The sequence below is a fragment of the Candidatus Brachybacter algidus genome (assembly GCF_016707225.1).
In the GTDB taxonomy this organism is placed as follows: Bacteria; Bacteroidota; Bacteroidia; order Chitinophagales; family Saprospiraceae; genus Parvibacillus; species Parvibacillus algidus.
Map to the genome: position 1 here is coordinate 138,672 of NZ_JADJID010000005.1, position 18,141 is coordinate 156,812.

Genomic DNA, 18,141 nt, shown 5'->3' on the forward strand with positions numbered 1-18,141 from the left:
TCAAGATCTCTTTGTTTTATTCATTGGATTTGCATCCGCCCCTTCACCTCTTTCGCGGCTTTTAGCATTTTTGAATGTCTTGAACTTTGAAGGTTCCGGCATGGTATTCCAGCCATTATTTGATTCATCGATGTCTGCCGTCTCCTTCATTGGATCCAACTTGATGGATGCAACTTCCTTGTCTTTAATAAAGGATTTAGTAATGTGGTTTTCATCTTTTCTCCAGATTTGAGCCGGAATTCTTTCTATTTCACTAGTACCGTCTTTATACATCCATTCCAAAATTATTGGCATTACCAAACCACCTTTGTTCGTGAAAGAAATTTCATAAGCATGTTTATTTGAAAATTCTTTTTTGAGATCTTTTGTTAAAGCTTCCACACGCAAAGGTTGAGTCACCGTATATTTCGTAGTGTCGTACATCTTAGGATCTCTGGCATAGTTCCAATAGAAATCCCTCAAAGTGGTATCGCGATCCGTTTGGAAAACAATGTTTTTATCTTCTCTATTTCGTACTTTGGAGATGTCTTCGAAGCTGTTGACGTCAGGTTTTGCAATGCTTCTTTGCTCGCTCCTTACTTTAGGTAATGGTGAATCAAGATCTGCAACCGCATACTTTACAGAGTCGATAGAGATGTCACAAGCATCTGTACCGTAAAACCATCCTCTCCAGAACCAATCAAGATCTTCACCACTGGCATCTTCCATAGTCCTGAACAGATCGGCAGGTGTAGGATGCTTAAAAGCCCATTTTCTGCAATATTCCTTGAATGCATAGTCGAATAGTTCTCTGCCCATGATTGTTTCACGCAGAATATTTAGTCCTGTAGCAGGTTTTGCGTAAGCATTAGCTCCAAATCCTATGATATTGTCAGAATTTGTCATGATAGGTTCAAGCTGATCTTTTGGCAACTTCATGTAATTTACGATAGAACTAGCCGGTCCTCTCTTTGAAGGAAATTTATTATCCCAAAGCTCCTCAGTAAGGTATTCAACGAATGTATTAAGTCCTTCATCCATCCAGGACCATTGGCGTTCATCACTGTTGATGATCATCGGGAAGAAGTTGTGTCCTACCTCATGAATGACTACACCGATCATGCCATTTTTTATACCTTCTGAATAAGTACCGTCTTTCTCAGTACGCCCAAAATTGAAACAGATCATAGGATATTCCATACCATTAGCTGCCTCTATGCTTTGAGCAACAGGGTAAGGATATGGAATCGTAAAGTCAGAATATGTTTTAATGGTATGTGCAACAGCTTTAGTGCTGTATTTGCGATAAAGTGGATAAGCTTCTTTACCGTAGAAACTCATGGCCATTACTTTTTTTCCTTCGATATCCACAGACATTGCATCCCATACAAACTTTCTCGATGATCCCCAAGCAAAATCGCGTACGTCTTTCGCTTTGAACACATAGGTCTTCGTACCGGATGTTTTCCTTGCTTCAGCTGCTTTGGCTTCTGCCAATGTAACTATTTCTACAGGTTCCGTTGAAGTTTGAGCAATTTTCCATCTTCCCATTTGCGCTGGAGTAAGCAATTCTGCATAGTTTTGACATTCTCCTGTAGCACAAACTACATGATCTGCAGGTACGGTCATTTCTACATTAAAGTCGCCAAATGCAAGCGCGAATTCTGCACGACCTGAAAATTGATGATTCTGCCAACCTTCAAAATCACTATACACGCACATCCTTGGATACCATTGAGACATCGTAAAAAGATAATTTCCATCTTCCGGAAAAAACTCATATCCACCTCTACCACCTTGTTCCATGCGATTCACAATATTGTAATTCCAATCAAGATTAAACACTATTTTTTCACCGGGTTTAAGTGTCGTAGCAAGATCAATACGCATCATAGTTTTGTTGATGGTATATTTCATAGCTTTTCCTGATGCGTCTGTCAGTTTTGTGATATTAAATCCATAACCGTTATCACCTTTATTTGCTTTTATTTTATTTAGATCTCCATCGTCCAAAGATCTCGGCAATGATCCTTCACTTACATATCCTGCATTATTAATGCTGCTATGTTCATTTTCATCTAGTTGCATCCAAAGATATTGCAGTGGGTCCGGTGAATTGTTGTGATAAGTAATGTTTTCGCTGCCTGTCAGATGTTGTTTTTTTTCATCAAGCGTGCATTTGATATTATAATCAGCTTTTTGTTGCCAATACTTTGTTCCGGGAGATCCACTGGCTGTCCTGTATTCATTTGGAGTTGGCAATATGGTGCCAAGTTGCTCGAACTTATTGGCATGGTTTGAATTGGGATTATTTCTTAAGTCTTGAGCAGTCAATAATGAAAATTGGGAAGCAATCAAAGCAAATATTAAAATTAAGTTGCGCATCTTTTTGCAGAATTAAATATTAAAAATTTATGTGTTTCAAAAATAGTATTTCATTTGTAATAGTGGCATGGATTTATACCAATGTTGAATTTATTCATATTAAATGACGGAATTGATCTAAAAATCTGTTCCTAGGCTAAAGTAAAGTCTTGGCTTGGTAAATGTACCTGTATCCCAGCCTTTAGCATAATCAAGTCGCATAAAATAACCAAATAATAAAAATCTTAGCCCTCCACCATATCCGAATACTATTGGATTTCTAAAATAATTGACTTTGATGTCAATACCCGGTTGAGAGATAAATACAGTATTCAAAGGATTGTATTTAGTAAATGGATCCCATCCATTCCAGGCAGAGCCAATGTCGAAAAACCCAACTAACTGTAGGTTGTTAAGAAAGGAAGAGCTCAGAGTTCTTCTGGAAAGATATCTTACGAAAGGTACTCTTAATTCGCCGTTTAATAAAGCAAAATTATTGCCATTTCGAATATTGTACTGAAATCCTCTTAAGCTTGGAGTTGCTATTTGATATGCATAGTTTTCATCCGTTGCAGTTTGTGTTTCTTCATTAAAAGATGGAAATAGCCAACCGTCGCTACCGCCCAGATAATACAAGATTTTTTCAGAGCCAAATGATACCTGACTTGCCAATCTTGTAGCGAAAATGGAGTGTCGGTCGAGCTCAAAATAATTCCGGGCATCGAATCCGGCAACCCACATGTGACCTTTATTGAAATTCAGGGCAACACCCTTGTCAAAATTGAGATCAAATTTTTTCACCCATTCTACAAATACTTTAGCTCTGGTACCTGCAAACAAATTAAGACCCTTGTCTAATGTATTATCCAATATATAAGTAGCCCGAATTCCAACGCGCTCAATGGCCTCAGTGGGAATATTGAGCGTAATATTGTCAGTTGCTTTATAGAATAATTTGTCCTGACGGAGTGTCAAGCCTACCTTTACAGCATTGAATTGGTCGATTGGATATTTTAAGTCATACTGACCCATTAGGACAATATTTTTTCTTATAGGTTGCGTGGGTGTATTGGAATCAAGTCTTTCGTTACTTACCTTTCTATAGATAGAGATTCTTTTGTCAATTCTTGATTTTAAGTCATCAAAAAGGACATATGTTTCATTCCCGTTTAAAGAAATTGGTATTCTGATGCCACCTTCCAATCGGTAATCTTCAAACATGTCCCTCATGTGTGCTTTTAATAAAAGACCAAAGGGAGGAAATAGACCACCATCTCCTTCTCCCACATAAGTATTCAGTCCCTCGAAAAGTTGAGAATTGTCAAAGTTGGCGCTTGATTCATGGATCTTAAATTTCAATCTATAAGGAACAATGTTCAGTGGATTGAGCGGCATCATTTTATTTGAACCTTCTTGCATTGGTTGGCTTGAAGTAACCGATATTTTTTTCTCAATTATCTCAGGAGCTTTCAACTCTCCATATTTAGTCCTGAATTTCATGTTTTCAGGGATCTCTTCTTTTACTTTATTAAAGATTGTATTTCCGGCATTAACCTTGGCAGTAGAATCTATTTTACTTGCAGATAATTTAATATCATAACCAAATTCTTTTGGTCCTTTTAAGAGACCTGAAGTATTGTTGGTCAGATTAGTAGAATCTATTTTAACCAGTTTGTTAAATTCACCATCAAAGCCATTTATGATTACATTTTGATTGGAAGTACTTAGAGCATAATTAGAAATAATGAGATCAGATCCGAGGATGCTGAAGTCGTTTTCGGCTTCAGATCGGTAAGTAATGCCTGGTGACAGCCTAATGATGGCGTTATTTCTAAATTCATTAGTAAGAAAACTTATTCTCCCGTACTTATCCACCGTTGGTTTAGTTTCAGAGATCAATTTTGTAAAGGTGATCTGTTCCATTTCCCAGGCCATGGTGCCATCTTGTTTAGTAACCTGAGCCAATGAAAAGATGTCAAATGATCCTATTGGAAGTATCGTATCTCCCTGGATAGGTATCATAGAATTATCAGGTCTGTTGGAGCTGAAATATATTTTTTTCTGATCTCCCTGTCCGGCTACCACCATGTCCAGAAGATCAAAGGGGGCGTTGGTGATCTCTGTCGTCTGCCTTGTGCTCAGGCGGTACATAAATAAGTTGTCATATCCGTCCATAGTCCCATTGATAATAATATTTTTATCATTCCAATAGGCAATACTGTAAATTCTTTGGTAACGTTCAGGGATCAATTGCGTGATTGATTTGCCAGTCTGAAGATTATACTCTTTCAAATAGATGTAATCTCTTTTTTCGTAGGAAATTAATATTTTCTTACCATCAGGATTCCAAGCCACTACTGGATAATTCGGGTCTGGAGCTTGAATTTTATTCTTAGCACCATATTTATAAAGTGTCTTGTATTTTCCTGATGCAACATCTACCAGTTTGACCTTGATTTTAGACATCTGATTGGTCACGACGAGTAGTGATTTGTCATCAGGTGAATAGGACATGGCAGTTACATTTTCCTTCTGTTTAAGTTTGGTGAATGATTTTAGCGGTATTGGTTTTTCGGCGGATTTAGATAGCTTCGTTTCACTTTGATTTTTATAATAATTAAAGACGTTTTGGATGACATTTTCATACGTGGTACCCAATACATATTGAAATCCCTTGTCAAGATTACGATTAATCCTCGTGACATATACCAGATTGCCGATTGCGTTTTTGCCATAGTTAAATCCGACGTAATTCCAAAACATGTGTCCTGCCAGTCTTGGGTCTTCTTTAGCAAGTCTTTCGAAACTGGAATTCCTTTTTTTTGAGAGCGCTTTGGCCACTTTAACGTCGTAAGTAGAGCTCCATTCTTCGCCAAAATAGGAAATAAGTCCGTCCTTGTACCATTGTGGTAAATTGAGCATGATAGAATTCTGGACGATCTCCTGCAGATTGGAACCAAACAATATATTATTGAGATATACAGCAGCTATACCTTCGCGAATCTGTTTACGCAGGTGATTGTGATTACCATCGAACGCTATAAAAATCTTATTATCAATCGTCTTGGTAATATCATCATCATAGATGAAAGCATCTGAAATACCTATATTGCTTTGTTTGAGATCAGTGATATCTGCAAAAACAAGAAATTCGGTCTTTTCATTAGTTTTGAAGTCTATAGTCTTAATAATGTCATTAAATTCTCTTTCGGCTATCCTAACGACCTTGTGCCCGGCTGTCTTGCTTTTACCATACCAGTTGACAGTGAAGAGATCTGTTTCGTAATATAGCCATTGATCAAAGTCGTCATGGTATTGAACCCGGTTTTTTCCAAATTGAACCTGATTGGTTTGGCTATATAAAAGAATAGGCCATAATAATATGACCACCAATACATTACGAAAAATTATATTATTTTTTAACAAATACATTAAAAAAATTAATCATTTAATAATTCGAAAGTTAAGACTTTATGCTCATATTTGCACTTAAGCATCTGTTAAATCTTGTTTTTCAAACACAAATAACATGTTGACGGTTCATTCTTTCATGTTCAATCCCTTTCAGGAAAATACTTATATCCTCTACGATGATAGTAAGGAGTGTATCATCATTGATCCTGGATGCTATACGATTGATGAGCAAGATTTGCTTAAACAGTATATAAGTTCTTATGGACTGACACCTGTCAGACTGATCAATACTCATTGTCATATAGACCATATACTTGGTAACAACTTTGTTTTCAAAACTTACGGCTTGCTTCCGGAGTATCATGCTGCGGAGCAATATATCATGGATGCAATGGATAATATCAGTAAGATGTATGACATCAACCTGGATCCTTCTCCAGCACCTCAAAGATATATTGAAGCAGGAGAGAAGATCAACTTTGGTCATAGCGAATTGATTTCAATATTTACACCTGGTCATTCGCCGGCCAGTTTATCATTTTACTCAAAAAATGATGGAATATGCATTGCCGGAGATGTTTTGTTTTATGGAAGTATTGGACGTACAGATCTTCCGGGTGGCAATTATGATACCTTGATTGATAGTATAGAACGTGAACTGATGACCCTTCCTGACGCTACTATAATATATCCCGGCCATGGTGATCCTACTACGATTGGATTTGAGCGGAACAATAACCCTTTCCTGCAATAGCAGCTTATTTTAATTAAACTGAAGTTTCGATATTATAAATAAATTATGATAGTGTTGCTAATAGTCAATCTAAGGTAGAAATTAGTTAACCTGTAACGCTCTGCTTCCAAGATTAAAAAAGATAACTTGATAAGGTAAAATGTGAAATGTAAAATGTAAAATGTCGAATAGCACAATATCCCCTTCTGCAAGAGGGGGCCAAGGGGGAGTCTTTGATTATTACAGTTTTTCACCATATAAATTATTGATTTACAACATATTAAATTCAGTTGTATAGAAGATGTTAGAATGAAATTTCGATGAGTGAGTCCAGCTAACAAAAGCATTTTGATATTAAGGTAATCGTTTGATATAAAGAAATTTATAAAGTTGTAATTATAAATTAGCTTTTCAAAATAATTATCAACTCCTAAACTGGAGTTATCTTAATTCTAGTTTTCAATGGCAGCATTAGCCCGTTTCTCTGCTAATTTATTTTTGATATTCTGCCATTCTTTTCCTAATAGTTTTTTCATGCTTTTGTCTACCAGGTAATGTTTGGCGATATTAGCGGCACCCTTAAGCCTTCTTTTAAGGCTTTCATTTGCACGGAGACTGATAGAATATCCCCCATTTAAATATTCCATGTAGTGCCAAAAACCTGTAGGTATAAAAAGTGTTTCTCCCGGATTCAGAATTACCTCATATCCATTCACATTTTTCAATGCAGGATGTCTGGCGTAGTCTGGTTTATTGACATTTATATTACTTGCTACGGTGAATGGTAATTGATATATTTTTTTACTTTGATCAGGTGGAAATAGTATCACACGCTTTCTTCCAGAGATCTGATTTAGAAAGACATGGCTCATATCTAGATCATAATGCAGGGCAACTTTACTACTCTTTCCACCAAAAAATAAAAATGGAAAATCATTGTAAAAACCATCCATAATGCCGGGCAATTTGTAATCATCCTTCAGCTCAGGAGCATATCTGAATAGGTTGAAAAGGAAAAGTCGTAACTCACAAGGTTCTGAGCCTGAGATCATATCAAGATAATCGCCGAAAGGCATGGTTTTGTTAGGAGATAAATGTCCCTTGTTCAATGAAATGATCGTGTTGGAGTAAATTGGAACCTGAAGTGTACCGTATTTGGATTTTAAATGTTCAATGGTCCATGAGTGTATGGCAGGCCAATCACTAATGAGATCAGTGAAAACTACAGGTAGCTGTGGGTCAAGATATTGCTCCTTGAATGTATCTTTATCTAAATTTGCTACTTTTTCTACTTCGATCAGCCTCATGATTAAATCACATATTTAAAAAAATTCTTGCTAGTCGAAAGCTTAAATTGACGAGAGAAAATATATTCAAATTGGGGGTATTTTGTCACTTAGCCCGGAAATACTTCTTGCCATCGTATGATGCCACCTACCATATTTTTTACATTCGGAAAGCCGGCGCTTGTTAATACTTCGCTTGCCATTGAACTTCTTTTGCCACTTCTGCAGTGAATGATGATCTCATTGTCACGATATTCTTCAAGATTTGAAATATTATCCATGAAGTCTCCAAGAGGAATAAGTCTTGCACCGATGTTATATTCTTCATATTCATATGGCTCACGGACATCAATAAATATAAAATCTTCCTTTCGGTCCATCTTTGCTTTGATTTCTTCCACTGTTATATCAACCATTGTCTTTTATTAATTCTATTTTAAAAATTTAATCAAAATTACATTCTCTAAACCACTTTAACAAATGAAAGTATTTATTCATATAGTAAATTCAATTCATTTTTTTCGATACTTGATGAATCAAATTAACTTAATTTTAGTTCAATTTTACTACAATAATAATAGAAATGGATTATCAAAAAATTTTAGAAAAGATAAATGCTGATACCATAACGCTGCAAGGAGATGGCGAAATATCCCTTTCTATACCTGAACTGGCAATAGTTAATCCTGACAAATTTGGTATTCACTTGTTGAGCACATCGTCCATCGATCATCAGGTAGGTGATAGTAATGAAAAGTTTTCTATTCAGAGTATATCAAAAGTTTTTTCACTTTCAATGGCCATATCATTTTTAGGAGAGAATCTTTGGGACAGAGTGGGGGTGGAGCCATCAGGCAATCCTTTCAATTCATTGATTCAATTGGAATATGAAAAGGGTAAGCCGCGAAATCCATTTATCAATTCCGGAGCATTGGTCATCGCAGATATATTGGTGAGTCATTTAAAAAAGCCGAAGGAAGAATTTATTGAATTTGTAAGGTTATTAGCTGACAATCCTTCGATAGATTATGATGTTAAGGTGGCGAGTTCAGAGAGATCTACAGGATACAGAAATGCTGCTTTGGCAAATATGTTGAAGTCTTATGGCAATTTGGAGAATGATGTAGAGACAGTTCTGGATTTTTATTTTCATCAATGTTCTATTGCAATGTCTTGCAAGGAATTGGCACATGCATTCTTCTATTTTGCAAACAGTGGTTACACCCAGGGGACAAATCACAAGATATTGTCTGAAAGCAAGGTGAAGCGTTTAAATGCCCTGATGCAGACCTGCGGCTTCTATGATGAATCAGGAGAGTTTGCATACAAGGTAGGTTTGCCGGGGAAGAGTGGAATCGGGGGAGGAATAATCGCTATTCATCCTCATGAATATACTGTGGCAGTATGGAGCCCCAGGTTAAATAGCAAAGGCAATTCCGTGAGAGGAATGAAGGCTTTGGAGTTGTTAACGACTGAAACAGAGATGTCGATATTTTAAGAAAGTTTTTTATTCATATATTTTTTTACATAAAGGCTAGCATAGAGAAATTCCGTTGAAATTTTTCAAAATCAAAAACTATGCTTAATTTTAAAACTAATTTTTCCAAGAATGAAAATTGACAAAAGTGCTCAAAATAAATGTGTTAATTGCAGTGCCAGATTATATGGCACTTATTGCCACAGTTGCGGAGAAAAAGTTTTATCTGAGAAAGATAGATCAGTTACGCACTTCTTTGAAGAAGCTTTTCATTTTTTAACTCATTTTGAAGGAAAATTCCTGACCACTTTAAAAGCTATTTTTATTTCTCCCGGTAAATTATCTCAGGATTATTGCAATGGTCTGAGGAAACCATATTTCAAGCCATTGTCGTTTTTTATGTTGATCGTTATTTTATATCTCATCTTTCCATTACTTGATGGACTCAATATGCAATTGAAGTTCTATTTAAATACTTTTCTCACAGGTACCTATTTTCAGAAAATGGTTGATTCTAAGATGGCTAGTAGGGGAATTGACTTTGTTGCTTTGTCTGAAATATTTCACAATAAATCTGAGAAGGTCTCCAAAATTTTACTTATAATAATTATTCCTGCAACTGCTTTTTTTTTAAAAATTGTTTTTCCAAAGAATCGTAAATTCTTCTCTGATTATTTGATTATCAGTACTGAGTTTTGTAGTTTTTATATTTTATTCACCTTTTTTATAATGGTAATATTCTTTGCCCTGCTTCAAGCATTTTCTGTACCATCATATTCGGTCGAGCTCATAGGCATGGTCATTAATATTGTTGTAGTGTATACATATTCTATGGTTGCATTTAAAAGGTTTTTTCAGCAAAAGAATCGACTAGTAATGTTGAAAAGCCTTTTATTCCTACCACTCTTTTTCTTTTTCTTTTTTATTATTTATAAGGATATATTATTCGTAATTACAATGGCATTTATTAAATAATCAGTAGTCAGTAGTCAGAAATTAGCAATTAGAATCAAACTTCGATAGCTATGTCCATTAGATCGGACTTTTTAGCTAAATTGAGAAGATTCAAATTATACATAATCTATTTATGATTAAAACTGAAACTTGAGTTGCGTATTGTATTATTTCTTTGATATTATTTTTTCTAATGATGTATAACAGATTTTCCTAATTTATTAGGGCTAGAGTGGCTCTGAATTATGCGGCAGAATACTACTCAAGTGATTTGTTTAAATTGTGTCCCAATATCTTTCATATGAATTCTACCTAAAAATAAAAAAACCCGTTTAGAACTTCCAAACGGGGTTATTATTTGATAAAAATATCTTACCTGATCTTAACAAATTTACTGACGATCCATTTCTCCTGATCCTGTGGTTTCCATCTGATTTGATAGATCCCTGTAGATAGGTTCTCTGTCTTGATATAAATGTTTGTAGTAGATTGTTGCTGCATTTGCAACTTGCCATTCATATCATAGATCATGTAATCGATAGCTGATCGGCTTGCAGTCTCAAAATAAAGTAAGTTATTTGTAGGATTCGGATAAACGGTTCCCGCATTATCTGTTCTTATAGATAGTTCGTCATTTCCATCTGTGATGCTGCCACCCTTGTTGGTGAATAATACCCTTAGAATTATTTTGATCACGCTTGGACATCCATTCTCATTCGTAATTGTCACTGTGTATACTCCGGCCATATTCCTGTTGACCTTTCTGATAACTGGATTTTGTTCAGTAGATATAAAACCTTGTGGACCACTCCAAAGATACGCAAGGCCGTTACTTGCAAAGAATTGTACGGAACTAAATTCATTTACAGGGTTTGGTGTAGCATAAGCACTTGCTTTTGGGACAGGCAGAACTTCTACCTTGACCTCAGCATATCCATAGCATCCACCTTCATTAGTTATGTAGACATAGTAAATACCTTCCTGAGCCTCAATGATATTGTCAATCCTCGGATCAGACTCCGTAGAATTAAATCCTGCCGGACCATTCCATAGATATGACGTACCTCCTTCAGCATGAAGTTGCAAACTTTGACCTTCACATACCGGATTCGGTGTAGCAGTTGCGATAGCATTGATATATGATGATACCTTTATTTCTACAGAAGCGGTACTACTGCATCCGGTATTACCCGTTAATGTCACGGTGAATAAGCCTGACATGTACAATGGAATGTTATCGATCACCGGATTCTGCATATTGCTCAACCATCCCGCAGGACCTGACCACGAGAATGCTCCTGATCCACTTCCAGTCAACTGAACCGAAGAGCCTTCGCAGGTCTGTGTGAATGCAGGATTGGCAGACAACTGTGGCGGCGTATTGATGGTAATATTTAATGATGAAGTTGCTGTGCACCCATTTGGACTATTTACTGTAAGTATATATAAGCCACTATTGAGTGTTGTCACATCTTCGATCACCGGGTTCTGCAGAGTACTTGTGAATCCATTTGGTCCACTCCATGCATAAGAACCTGCTCCGCTGCCGTACAACTGAAGATCAGATCCGGTACATGCTGTAGAAACATCAAAGCTTGCTTCAGCTAAAGGAGGATAGAATACTTCAAGTTCATCATCAAGAATGACAAAACATCCGAAACTATTAGTGATCGTCACATAATATTTACCAGCTTGTAGATGATTTATTATTAAGATGGTAGGGTTTTGCTGATTACTTGTAAATCCATTTGGTCCGGACCAGTTATATGTCGTTCCTCCGGTAGATGACAACTGCACGGTAGAGCCAACACACGCTGGATTAGGGGCGATAGAGATAGTTCCGATAGGTGTAGGATTTACGATCACTGTCGCACTAATGGATGTTGCTGCACATCCATATGGATTTGATGTGAAAGTAAATGTCACAGTAACCGGAACTAAGGTAGTATTGGTGAGTATCCCATTAACATTTCCAGAACCTGAGGCTGCAATGCCCGTTACTGAGATCGTATTGTCACGAGTCCAGTTGTACACAGATCCTTGTATGCCGCCACCTGGAACGATCGTCGTTATAAGAGATCCTGAACAGATGGTTTGAGTAGTTGGAGTTACGGTAAGTATTAAAGTTGGGTTGACAATAACTGTTGCTGTTATCGATGTACCAACACATCCATTTGCTGTTGGAGTGATTGTAAAAGTCACCGTGACAGGAGAAAGTGTAGTATTTGTCAATAAACCGGAAATGTTGCCGCTTCCTGATACAGCAATGCCTGTCACAGTTGCAGTATTATTACGGGTCCAATTGTATGTAGTTCCACTAACCGCTCCTGTTATAACAATGGTCGTGATCGCACTACCTGAACAAATAGTTTGAGCAGCAGGTGCCGCCACTGCGGTAGGGGTCGGATTGACTAAGACACTTACAGAAGACGTATCACTACAACCATTTAAATTAGTTACTGTAACGGTATATGCACCTGATCCTGCTGGTGTGATCCCAATTATGGTAGGATTCTTGACATTTGATGTATAACCGTTGGGTCCTGACCATGCAAAGTCAAAGTTATTATTTCCATTGACACCAAGCTGTAAGTTACCTCCTTGACATATTGGGTTTGGAGTCGCTGTAGCAGTTGGATTGGGAAGAGGATTGACCAATAAATAAATCGTGTCTTTTAAGATACATTCAAAAGAACTGAACACAGCAATCTCATAGTAACCTTCTCTTGCATTGTTTGCTGTATAATTGAAGGATCCGGGAGTCGTGCCGCTTGAGATCACATTGCCATTCGATAATCTTGTAAAAGTATAATCCACCGCAGTAGGAGATGTAATTACCAAGTCTAGTATATCCTGATTACAAGCTGTAATGGTATCACTTTCTGAATATGCGATGCCGTCTGAAGTGAAGGTATATGTAGGAGTCGGATTGACCAATACATTCACGGATGAAGTATCACTGCAGCCATTTAAGTTGGTAACTGTGACAGTATAAATGCCTGATGCAGATGGTAGAATACCGGATATTACAGGATTTTTCTCATTCGATGTATAACCGTTAGGTCCTGACCATGCAAAATCAAAGTTATTATTTCCATTTACTCCGAGCTGTAAATCACTTCCCTGGCAAATTGGGTTTGGAGTTGCAGTTGCTGTTGGATTTGGCGTTGGATTCACCAATAAATAAATGGTATCTTTTACAATACAGCCAAATGAACTTTCAATTCCAATTTCGTAATAACCCTCTCTTGCATTTGTCGCTGTATAATCGAAAGAAGCCGGTGTCGACCCGCTTTCGATGACATTTCCATTAGATAATCTTGTAAAGGTATAATCTGTAGCATCGGGAGAAGTAATTTCAATCTCCAGCACTTGTTGATTGCAAGCAGTGATGGTGTCGCCTTCTGAATATGAGATTCCATCTGAAGTGAAAGTATATGAAGGTGTCGGATTGACTGTGATCGTAAAAGTGATAGGTTGAGTAGAACAGAGTTCTTCTTCTGAAATATTGTAAGATATACTTATAAAACCATCTCCATTATTTGTCCCGTCAGTTACAATTCCTGAGGTCACTCCTCCAATGTATGAGGAGCCTCCTGCGCCTCCGCCTCCACCGCCTTTATTATTACCGATACATCCAACAGTTCCGGCTGATCCGCCGCCACCGCCGCCACCCTGATTGAAGCCACCTCCACCACCGCCGCCAGCCGGTAAACTTGGTGCTCCAAAACAGCAGCATTCCTGTCCATCCCCTCCATTTGGAACGTTACCTGGTTGGCCCAGAAAACCTCCACATCCAATTCCCGCGTTTCCGCCGTTACCTAAGGTTCCTCCTGCGCCGCCTCCGCCATCAGAACTATTTGTCCCGTTCATCCCGGCTAAGCCTCCCCCTTCACCGCCATTACCACCATTGTAAGTTGCTTCACATCCAACACCGCCTCCGCCGCCTCCGCCGCCAGCCACTAGCACTCTATCTGAAAGGTCGATACCTCCTATTCTTACATCTGAAGCACCACCTCCACCACCGCCGATAGCTGAACCACCGGCTCCCCCACCGTTAAATCCGCCAGAAGATCCATTTCCTGACCCACCAACATAAATATTGATTATTTGTCCAGGTGCAACAGCTAAATTACCTGAAGCTTTTCCTCCAGATGCGCCTAAACCTGCTCCTGCTCCACTTTGTGCATTTGAGCCCTTTGCTCCATTTGCTTCGATATAAATGGAAGTAACACCAGCAGGAACTTCAAAGGTTTGTATTTCACCTGTGCTCAAGAAATTTTCTGTAATTGTCTCTCCCTCACCACCACCTTCTGACATAGATGTAACAGTGATAGTGGAAACTACAGGTGCGTTTGTATTATTGAAGGCGTTGAAAGAAGGAATGTTTCCATCTCCACTTGCTCCAAGGCCTATGGAGGTATTGTCATTAGTCCAACTATAAGTTGCCTCTGGATCTGTACCTGATAAAGTAATATCACTTACGGCTGATCCATTACACACGACAATATTACTAACCTGATCTGTTTCAAATTGTGGATTGACTGTAATTGATGCAGTATTTGTATATGAACAAATACCATCTGTGGTTGTGATCGTGAAAACTACTATTTGGTCTGTTAGGGTTGTATTTACAGGTGTACCTGTAATATCGCCGCTACCATTTGATGCTATGCCGGTAACATTTGTCGTATTATCTCTCGTCCAGGTAGATGCATAACCTGATCCATCGGCAGTGGTAATTATTGCAGATATTTCATTATTAGAACATACTGATTGTGCAATTGGACTTACTGTTACAGCCACATCGGGATTCACAGTTATTGAATATGTTCTTGGTTCAACTCCACAGCCTTCTGTTAAACAACCGGAAAGGGTAGCAACTTCCTCAGCAGTTAAAGCTCTTGAGTAAAGTCTATAATCATCTAATTGTCCACCTAAAGGAGCGCCTACACTAGAGGGGTATCCCATTAACTTAAATTGACTAGTCCCATTGATTATAGGTAAACCTTGGTTTACTGTGGTAACTAGCACTCCATCAAGATAACCTTTTATATTGGCGGCAGTAGCATCATACACAAAGGTGGTGGTATGTGGTGCTACAGTCGCTCCACCGTTAACATAAACATCAGCAATACCTGTGCCTCTCAACATCCAATTATTAGGTCCGGCTACACCATTCGTGAAACATCTGAAAGATCCGATATTATCGTCACTGAATATATAAAATAATGTTGCTGAAGGTATTATTTTCGAAGACTTAAATGAAATGGTAAAATCTCCCGGTAAATTAGTCGCCCAGCCAGTATTTAAATAGTCAGTACTCGATGGGTTTCCACTACCGGTCAAAGCATTTTCACATAGATCACTTTCTGTAATTGAAAGTGAACCCATAATCGTAGCAGTAGCTGCACCAGAAGGTGGATTTGATGCATAATTGGTTACTGATGGTCCACTCTCATTAAATTTGTAGTATAAAATTTCAGGAACAAGGGAGTTGCCACCTGCTGAACCTGACGGTGTCACTGTAATGTTTGCTGTTATAGGAGTTGATTGGGAATTAGTTGCTGTAAATTGTGGTATATTCCCGATCCCAGAAGCACCTAGTCCGATAGCAGGGTTGTCATTGGACCAAGTGTATGTAGCTTCCGGATTGCTTCCTGTAATCACTAAAGAATCAACAAAATTGCCTACGCAATACACCTGATCGATAATTGTATCGACCGTTGATATCGAACTTACCTCTACACTGGCGATCACCGGAATGCCATTGCATTGGCCTCCAGTTGCAGATATCGTAAAATTAACTGTTGTTGTTCCTGGGATAGTATTCATTAAAGTTCCTGAAATGTTCCCAGTTCCTGAAGCAGCTATACCTGTCACTTCAGCTACGTTATCTCTGGTCCAGTTAAATCCACCTGCAGGCACTAAATCTATTATAATGTCTTCAATGCTTTCACCTGAGCAAATAGATTGCATTAACGGGGTCGCATTTAATGACTGAGAAGGATTGATTATAATTGTGACTACCACAGGATCACCTGCACACACTTCATCTATCACCGGAGTTACCGTAATATTGGCAGTAATAGGAGTTGTACCCATATTTAATGCTGTGAATGAAGCTATATCACCTGTGCCATTTGCTGCCAAACCAATAGATGGTTGATCATTTGTCCAATTGAAAGTCGTATTTGGTTGATCACTTATAAATGTAATAGCAGTTGAAGAGCCTCCGTTACAAACTTGCTGTGTCAGAATGGATGGTGTGACTATCGGTATTGTATCACAATCAAACCCAAAATTGGCATTTATAGAAAATGGTTTTGCTAAATTCGAACCAAATATTTCAATATTTGACCATCCCCCATTTGGATTTGTTGGCCAGTTGACCCAAGAAGTTCCAGGTGTAAATATGTTATTTGTCTGAGCTAATGCAAGGGTAGAATCGATTTCTACTGCAGTAACAACGATCGTGTCATTTGCAGATACAGCCAGTCCGCCATTTGGCAATGAAAAAGTATATACATTTGCAGCTATATTTGTTATCAGGCTGTCCGACGACTGGTACAACAACGTAGAAGGTTTACCATTTGCATAGTCAAAAACAGCCATTCCAAGTTTGCTTCCTTGGGAGCTTGACGCCACAGAAATTGATGCGGAGGTTAAAATTCCATTATTTGCTATTGCAAACTGATTACCCATATAACCACCATTGCCGGCACCGATTCCTATAAAGCCTGTGACAGGCTCTATGGATCTTGAAAATGTGGAATCTGATATTGTGATTGAATCTGTTTGAGTGTTATTTAAGGGCATTTCATCGACTTCAGTCATAGTCGCTGAATATTCAATACGGAATTTACCTGTTATAGATGGGAGATAAGAACCTATAGTAGTAAAATTTGCAGAAGCATCCGGGGCAAGAGTGGCAAGTGGACTGCTGGATGTAGCATACAATTGCATATCTGATTCATCATAAACCTTTGCATTAAGGATGACGTTTGATAAAGAACTTGAACCATCATTCCGGATCGTCCCCTTAAAGGAAATAGGGCTTACCTGATTCAACGGTATATTTGAATAATTACTTGGTATGACATACGCCGTCAAATTAGCATCAAAATTGGTTACAGCTTCGACGACGACATCATCAATAAGCAACAAGAACTTATCAATACTATTATTTCTAAAACCGATATATACACTTTGTCCTGCATAAGCACTAAGAGATAATTGTCTATCTGTCCATGTAGAATTTTCAGCAGGAATGCTTAGTGCTAAGGTAGAATTTGTTATTTGATTGCCAATTGCTCCAGTCCCTCCTGTGGGTGGACCTCCGGCTTGAGTCATAACTCTTACTTCATAGCCGTCTTGGTATTGTGGATCATAAGCTATAGCTTTCCATTTCAGGAGGCAATTTGGAGGTAGAGGGCCAATTAATGGGGTCCACATCCAATCATCCGCTTGACCTGCAGGAACGTACCATGATGTTGAAAATGCTGTAGAATCTAAGACATTAGTTACGAAATCTTCTCTTCTTTCCCAGGCTTCGTTGACGTATGCCACACCACCGTCAGGAGTTCTGTTATCTACATTGCGCAGAAACCATCCGTCCGGAAACTTATAAGTGCCGGCTCCACCAGAGGTAGGTCCGCCTACTCCGTCAAAATCTTCCTGAAATATTATTTGTGAATATGACGCTACTGAGCATAGCATTAACGTTAGAATAAGGTAGTATTTTTTCATTGCAAAAGGTGTTAGTACTTAATAAATATAAAAGTCTAAGATAAAAAAAATCTAAAGAATGTACGTTATTTTAATGAGCAATTCAATTTATTTTATTAAAGTAAGTTCCGATAGTCAATTCGCTTCTTTTAAAGAAAAATTTAATTCTTAATACAAGCTTGATGGAATATTTTAGTCCCGCATAC

The 18,141-nt window shown here is 38.0% G+C and carries 8 protein-coding genes; 3 read left to right on the forward strand and 5 right to left on the reverse strand.

The window, feature by feature from the left end:
• A complete protein-coding gene (locus IPI15_RS15185; protein ID WP_287405374.1) occupies positions 1-2,364 on the reverse strand; it encodes a M1 family metallopeptidase in 2,364 nt (787 codons plus the stop codon).
• A gap of 117 nt (positions 2,365-2,481) precedes the next feature.
• The gene (locus tag IPI15_RS15190; RefSeq protein ID WP_287405375.1) at positions 2,482-5,775 is read right to left on the reverse strand and encodes a BamA/TamA family outer membrane protein; all 3,294 of its coding nucleotides are present in this window, start codon (positions 5,773-5,775) and stop codon (positions 2,482-2,484) included.
• Between the two features lie 97 nt (positions 5,776-5,872).
• Here IPI15_RS15190 and IPI15_RS15195 point away from each other — a divergent pair, with 97 nt between their 5' ends.
• On the forward strand, positions 5,873-6,511 hold the full coding sequence (locus IPI15_RS15195; RefSeq protein ID WP_287405376.1) for an MBL fold metallo-hydrolase: 639 nt from the start codon (positions 5,873-5,875) through the stop codon (positions 6,509-6,511).
• Between the two features lie 431 nt (positions 6,512-6,942).
• Here the strand turns inward: IPI15_RS15195 and IPI15_RS15200 are convergent, their stop codons facing one another.
• A complete protein-coding gene (locus IPI15_RS15200) occupies positions 6,943-7,797 on the reverse strand; it encodes a cupin-like domain-containing protein (RefSeq protein ID WP_287405377.1) in 855 nt (284 codons plus the stop codon).
• 89 nt (positions 7,798-7,886) lie between these two features.
• Positions 7,887-8,192 carry a rhodanese-like domain-containing protein gene (locus IPI15_RS15205; protein ID WP_287405378.1) on the reverse strand — a complete coding sequence of 102 codons (306 nt, stop codon included), beginning with the start codon at positions 8,190-8,192 and terminating at the stop codon, positions 7,887-7,889.
• A 167-nt stretch (positions 8,193-8,359) separates the two neighbouring features.
• On the opposite strand from IPI15_RS15205, the gene IPI15_RS15210 reads away from it, so the two are divergent.
• Together IPI15_RS15210 and IPI15_RS15215 are read left to right on the forward strand one after the other, a co-directional pair.
• On the forward strand, positions 8,360-9,274 hold the full coding sequence (locus IPI15_RS15210; protein WP_287405379.1) for a glutaminase: 915 nt from the start codon (positions 8,360-8,362) through the stop codon (positions 9,272-9,274).
• Positions 9,275-9,385: 111 nt separating this feature from the next.
• On the forward strand, positions 9,386-10,228 hold the full coding sequence (locus tag IPI15_RS15215) for a DUF3667 domain-containing protein (protein ID WP_287405380.1): 843 nt from the start codon (positions 9,386-9,388) through the stop codon (positions 10,226-10,228).
• Between the two features lie 351 nt (positions 10,229-10,579).
• Here the strand turns inward: IPI15_RS15215 and IPI15_RS15220 are convergent, their stop codons facing one another.
• The gene (locus IPI15_RS15220) at positions 10,580-17,956 is read right to left on the reverse strand and encodes a PKD-like domain-containing protein (protein ID WP_287421079.1); all 7,377 of its coding nucleotides are present in this window, start codon (positions 17,954-17,956) and stop codon (positions 10,580-10,582) included.
• Positions 17,957-18,141: the final 185 nt, after the last annotated feature.

Excerpts from the sequence above, each read along its gene's own strand:
- IPI15_RS15185 (WP_287405374.1), bottom strand. The coding sequence starts at position 2,364 with ATGCGCAACTTAATTTTAATATTTGCTTTGATTGCTTCCCAATTTTCA.
- IPI15_RS15220 (WP_287421079.1), bottom strand. The coding sequence starts at position 17,956 with ATGAAAAAATACTACCTTATTCTAACGTTAATGCTATGCTCAGTAGCG.
- IPI15_RS15195 (WP_287405376.1), top strand. The coding sequence starts at position 5,873 with ATGTTGACGGTTCATTCTTTCATGTTCAATCCCTTTCAGGAAAATACT.
- IPI15_RS15210 (WP_287405379.1), top strand. The coding sequence starts at position 8,360 with ATGGATTATCAAAAAATTTTAGAAAAGATAAATGCTGATACCATAACG.
- IPI15_RS15215 (WP_287405380.1), top strand. The coding sequence starts at position 9,386 with ATGAAAATTGACAAAAGTGCTCAAAATAAATGTGTTAATTGCAGTGCC.
- IPI15_RS15200 (WP_287405377.1), bottom strand. The coding sequence starts at position 7,797 with ATGAGGCTGATCGAAGTAGAAAAAGTAGCAAATTTAGATAAAGATACA.
- IPI15_RS15190 (WP_287405375.1), bottom strand. The coding sequence starts at position 5,775 with ATGTATTTGTTAAAAAATAATATAATTTTTCGTAATGTATTGGTGGTC.
- IPI15_RS15205 (WP_287405378.1), bottom strand. The coding sequence starts at position 8,192 with ATGGTTGATATAACAGTGGAAGAAATCAAAGCAAAGATGGACCGAAAG.